This window comes from Mesorhizobium sp. M7A.F.Ca.US.006.04.2.1 (assembly GCF_004022915.1).
Taxonomy (GTDB): domain Bacteria; phylum Pseudomonadota; class Alphaproteobacteria; order Rhizobiales; family Rhizobiaceae; genus Mesorhizobium; species Mesorhizobium ciceri.
In genome coordinates this window covers 1-3,676 of sequence record NZ_RZQA01000666.1, presented here as the reverse complement: position 1 = coordinate 3,676, position 3,676 = coordinate 1, and the positions used below count along the sequence as shown (strand labels likewise).

5 protein-coding genes and 1 pseudogene are annotated in these 3,676 nt (G+C 59.2%); 3 read left to right on the top strand and 3 right to left on the bottom strand.

The genetic code is table 11. The annotated features are described in order from the left end of the window. On the top strand, window positions 1-297 hold a 297-nt coding region (locus EN925_RS27665; RefSeq protein WP_164894429.1), incomplete at its 5' end, for a DUF892 family protein. A gap of 59 nt (window positions 298-356) precedes the next feature. Here EN925_RS27665 and EN925_RS27660 read toward each other — a convergent pair. From EN925_RS27660 to EN925_RS27650, 3 genes are all read right to left on the bottom strand, one after another. Then, window positions 357-506 (bottom strand): hypothetical protein, encoded by a 150-nt coding sequence (locus EN925_RS27660; protein WP_013531568.1) that lies wholly within the window; start codon window positions 504-506, stop codon window positions 357-359. Between the two features lie 40 nt (window positions 507-546). Beyond that, window positions 547-1,518, bottom strand: a complete 972-nt coding sequence (locus tag EN925_RS27655) for an SDR family oxidoreductase (RefSeq protein ID WP_013531569.1) — start codon at window positions 1,516-1,518, stop codon at window positions 547-549. A gap of 306 nt (window positions 1,519-1,824) precedes the next feature. Next, window positions 1,825-2,520 (bottom strand): TetR/AcrR family transcriptional regulator C-terminal domain-containing protein, encoded by a 696-nt coding sequence (locus EN925_RS27650; RefSeq protein WP_027161648.1) that lies wholly within the window; start codon window positions 2,518-2,520, stop codon window positions 1,825-1,827. Between the two features lie 192 nt (window positions 2,521-2,712). Here EN925_RS27650 and EN925_RS27645 point away from each other — a divergent pair, with 192 nt between their 5' ends. Together EN925_RS27645 and EN925_RS27640 are read left to right on the top strand one after the other, a co-directional pair. Further along, window positions 2,713-3,195 carry a RidA family protein gene (locus EN925_RS27645; RefSeq protein WP_027161647.1) on the top strand — a complete coding sequence of 161 codons (483 nt, stop codon included), beginning with the start codon at window positions 2,713-2,715 and terminating at the stop codon, window positions 3,193-3,195. 301 nt (window positions 3,196-3,496) lie between these two features. Then, a pseudogene (locus EN925_RS27640) lies at window positions 3,497-3,676 on the top strand (N-acetyltransferase); the annotation flags it as partial.

The window sequence follows — 3,676 nt, the reverse complement described above, 5'->3', positions numbered from 1 at the left end:
GGCGTCAAGGCCAAGGAGGTCAACTGTCCGGCAATCGACGGCATTCTCGAGGAGGCCGACGACGTGAGCGGTGACGTCGATGACAAGGAGGTTCTCGATGCGGCGCTGATTGCTTCGGCGCAGGCCGTCGAACACTACGAGATGACGCGCTACGGCACGCTCATCGCCTGGGCAAAGCAGCTTGGCCGCACCGACTGCGCCAATGTGCTGGCCAAGAATCTCAAGGAAGAACAGGCGACAGATCGCAAGCTAACCGAAATGGCGGAAAGCAAGATCAACCTGCAGGCAGCCGAATAAGGCTGCAATCCGGCCGGCTGGTAACTCGGCCGGCCGGATTGCCGGTAGGTTCCATCCCGTCAGCGAGACGGGTCGACGCCCAGTGCCGCTGATTGCTTGCGCAGCGCCTCACCGTCATCCTGCGGCACATGCCGAGCAGACCCTGCGGTTTCCGTGTAGATGCGATACGCTACACAAGCGAACGCCACCATGAAAAGCAGACGGCCCATCCATCCTACTCCTTCGTTGCGGACTTCGTTTCGGCCATCCTCAGTACCCTCCGACGACGGGCAAGATTTCGCCGGTGATGTAGCTCGAGCAATGCGGCGAAGCGAGGAACACATAGGCCGGCGCGAGCTCTTCCGGTTGCGCTGGTCGTTTCATTGGCGTGTCCGCGCCGAATTTCGAGACGTCGTCAGCTTCCTTGTCCGACGGATTGAGCGGCGTCCACACCGGACCCGGTGCTACCGCATTCACCCTTATGCCCCTGCCGATGAGATTGCCCGACAGGGCCCGCGTGAAAGCATGGATGCCGCCCTTGGTCATCGAATAGTCGACCAGCTGTTTTGAACCGTCGATACCGGTTACCGAACCGGTGTTGATGATCGCCGAACCGGGTTTCATGTGCGGCACCGCTTCCTGCGCCATATGAAAATAGCCGTAAAGATTGGTCTTCAACGTCGTGTCGAAATGTTCTTCGGTGAGCTCGCCGAAGTCGCTGGAATGGATCTGGAACGCAGCATTGTTGACCAGCACGTCGATGCGGCCGAATTTTTCAACGGTCTCCATGACCGCCTTGTGGCAGTGGCTGCGTTCGCTGACATCGGCCTTGACCAGGAGGCAGCGTCGTCCCTCCTTTTCCACCGCGGATTTGGTCTCTTCAGCGTCCTTGTCCTCGGCCAGATAGACGATCGCGACGTCGGCGCCCTCGCGGGCGAACAACACCGCCACCGAGCGGCCGATGCCCGAATCGCCGCCCGTGATGAGCGCTACCTTTTGGTTGAGTTTTTTCGATCCGAGATAGTAAGGCGCATCGTACAGCGGCGCCGGCTCTATGGCCCATTCATGTCCCGGTTTGGGCTGATGTTGCTCAGGGAAGGGGGGCTCGGGATATTCGCGGGCGCCAGCCTGCATGGCGCCTTGAAGCTTCCCATCGCCTTTCGATTTGTCCTTGGCATCGATGCCACGTTGGATATGGCGCTGCTTGGCCGCTTCACCGGCTATTTCCGACTTCATCTGCATGATCGTCTCCTTGGCTTGGAGAGAAAACAACGCATGTCGGCCAAAAAGGTTTGCGCAAAAGATCGACTGCAGAGAGGATTCCGACCAGCGGTTGGCAATGCGTGGCGACGACATCGCCAACTGCAACAATTCAGCTGCAATGCAGCCGCACCAGCCACCGCCGCGATGGGATCGAGCATCTGGGGCTTGCCCGCTGCCTGCGCCGCCTTGGCGGCGAGCCCAACGTGATGATGTGGACTGGGAAGCTCTTGCGTCGCGTGCGCAAAGCAGCGCCATCCGGTCTGCTCCGGGCGGAGCGCCGGAATTCTATCTTGGCGAGAGGCCGTCGAGCAGGAAGTCGAGGCCTCTTCGGAAGGCGCCATCCCAATCGTTGTCCAACAGCAGACGAGAGCGTTCGATTGTCGGGTAGTGTTCGCTGAGATGTGTAAGACGCTGCTGTGCGGCTGCCCTGTCTTCTTCCGAGAGATCGAAGCTTGCCCGGGTGAGGGTGGCGCCCATCACATAGTTCCAGAGCGACCATATCGCGGCGTTCAGATCCGCGTCCGCAACACCGGCTCTGGACAAGGTCTTGCTCAGCATTTCCAGGCGACCGAGAATGTTCCGGCCGAGCGCCCGGCGCGGCAACAGCGATGCCGACCAAGGATGGCGCAACATTCTGGCGCGCCAGTCTTCGAGCATATGAACGACGTCTCCGCGCCAGTCCGGAGACTCACCTGTTTCAGGCGATCCGCGATGTTCGAGCACCGAATCGACTGCTAGATCAAAGACATCCTCCTTGTTGTCGACGTGCCAATATAGGCTCATCACACCCGAGCCGAGGCGATCGGCCAGCCGACGCATTGTCAATCCGTCTATGCCCTGGGCGTCCAGCAGTTCCACCGCGGTCGCCACGATACGCTCTCGAGACAGCGGCGGCTCGCTGCTCGCTTGCTGCACGGGCTGGAGCGACACGCTTATCCGTTGATCCCCTTTGCTCCGGGCGCCGCTGCGTTTGGCTATCATCCGTCGTCCTCGCTTTTTCAGGACATCGATTTTGACCGGCAACGCGACAAATGTCGATCTTGAACGATTGACTCGTACGACGTACCATACGATGACTCGTACATCGCACGATTCACGTAGCGATTAGGTTAAAGTTCAATCTGCAGGCGCCAGGGTAGGTTGCTCGCAGGCTGCGGAGCCAAGCGAAAAACCATGTCACGCGCAATCAAGCATCTGCTTATCGGAGGGCTAATCATCATGACCATTGCAGTCCCCACTGCGTCGCCGGCGAACGAGTTCAAGCTGACTATTGTCAATCCACAGGCGCTCTACGACCCGTCGCCGAATGGCTACAGCACCGCCGTAATCGCACCGCTCGGAGCTCGGATCGCCTACATCTCCGGGCAGGGCGGCCAAGACAGCACAGGAACCTTGTCACCGGATTTCGCCGTCCAGGTGAAGCAGGCCTACGCAAATTTGCATGCTGCGCTTGAGGGCATCGGCGCCAAGCCGGATCAGGTGGCGAAGCTCACGGTCTTCGTGGTCGACCACGACATGTCCAAGCTCGAGGTGTTGACCAGGAACGTCAAGGACATGTTCGGCGAGGCGCTGCCGGCGCAGACTCTGGTTCCCGTTCCCAAGCTTGCAATCGATCCCATGCTTTTCGAGGTGGAGGCCACCGTTATTCTGGAATAGTCGCTCCGATTGACCCGATCGTTCGAACAAAGAGTCGAGCGCGCTGCCGACGGCTGCGCGCTCACAATGTCGAGCGGATGTTTCCAAGCCTCACGTGTTTCCAGGCTGAAGCCTCCAAGGGAACTGGAAAGTGAAGTCGGGGACCGCCGCATCCATGCCGCTCGCCGTATCCAAAAGTCGCATAAGATAGATTATGGAACTAATGCATGGGCCAAGAACTGTAAATTGCCGCTGGTTCTCATAGGCTTGAGCCGATTGTGGCGTATTGCCTTGAGCGGATCGCCAACGCTAGGCTGTCGAAATGAAGATGGCAAACAGCGAGATCGAAGCGGCAATCGAAGTGTTCGTGCATGGCTTCAGCGCTGATAGGAGCCGCACCTTTCCTTACGAGGCCAGCCGCGTTGGACCATTGTGGTTGATGCGCGATGCCGAACGCAAGAATCCTCGCGATTACCGCGGCGAAGAATGGGTCGTCCATGAC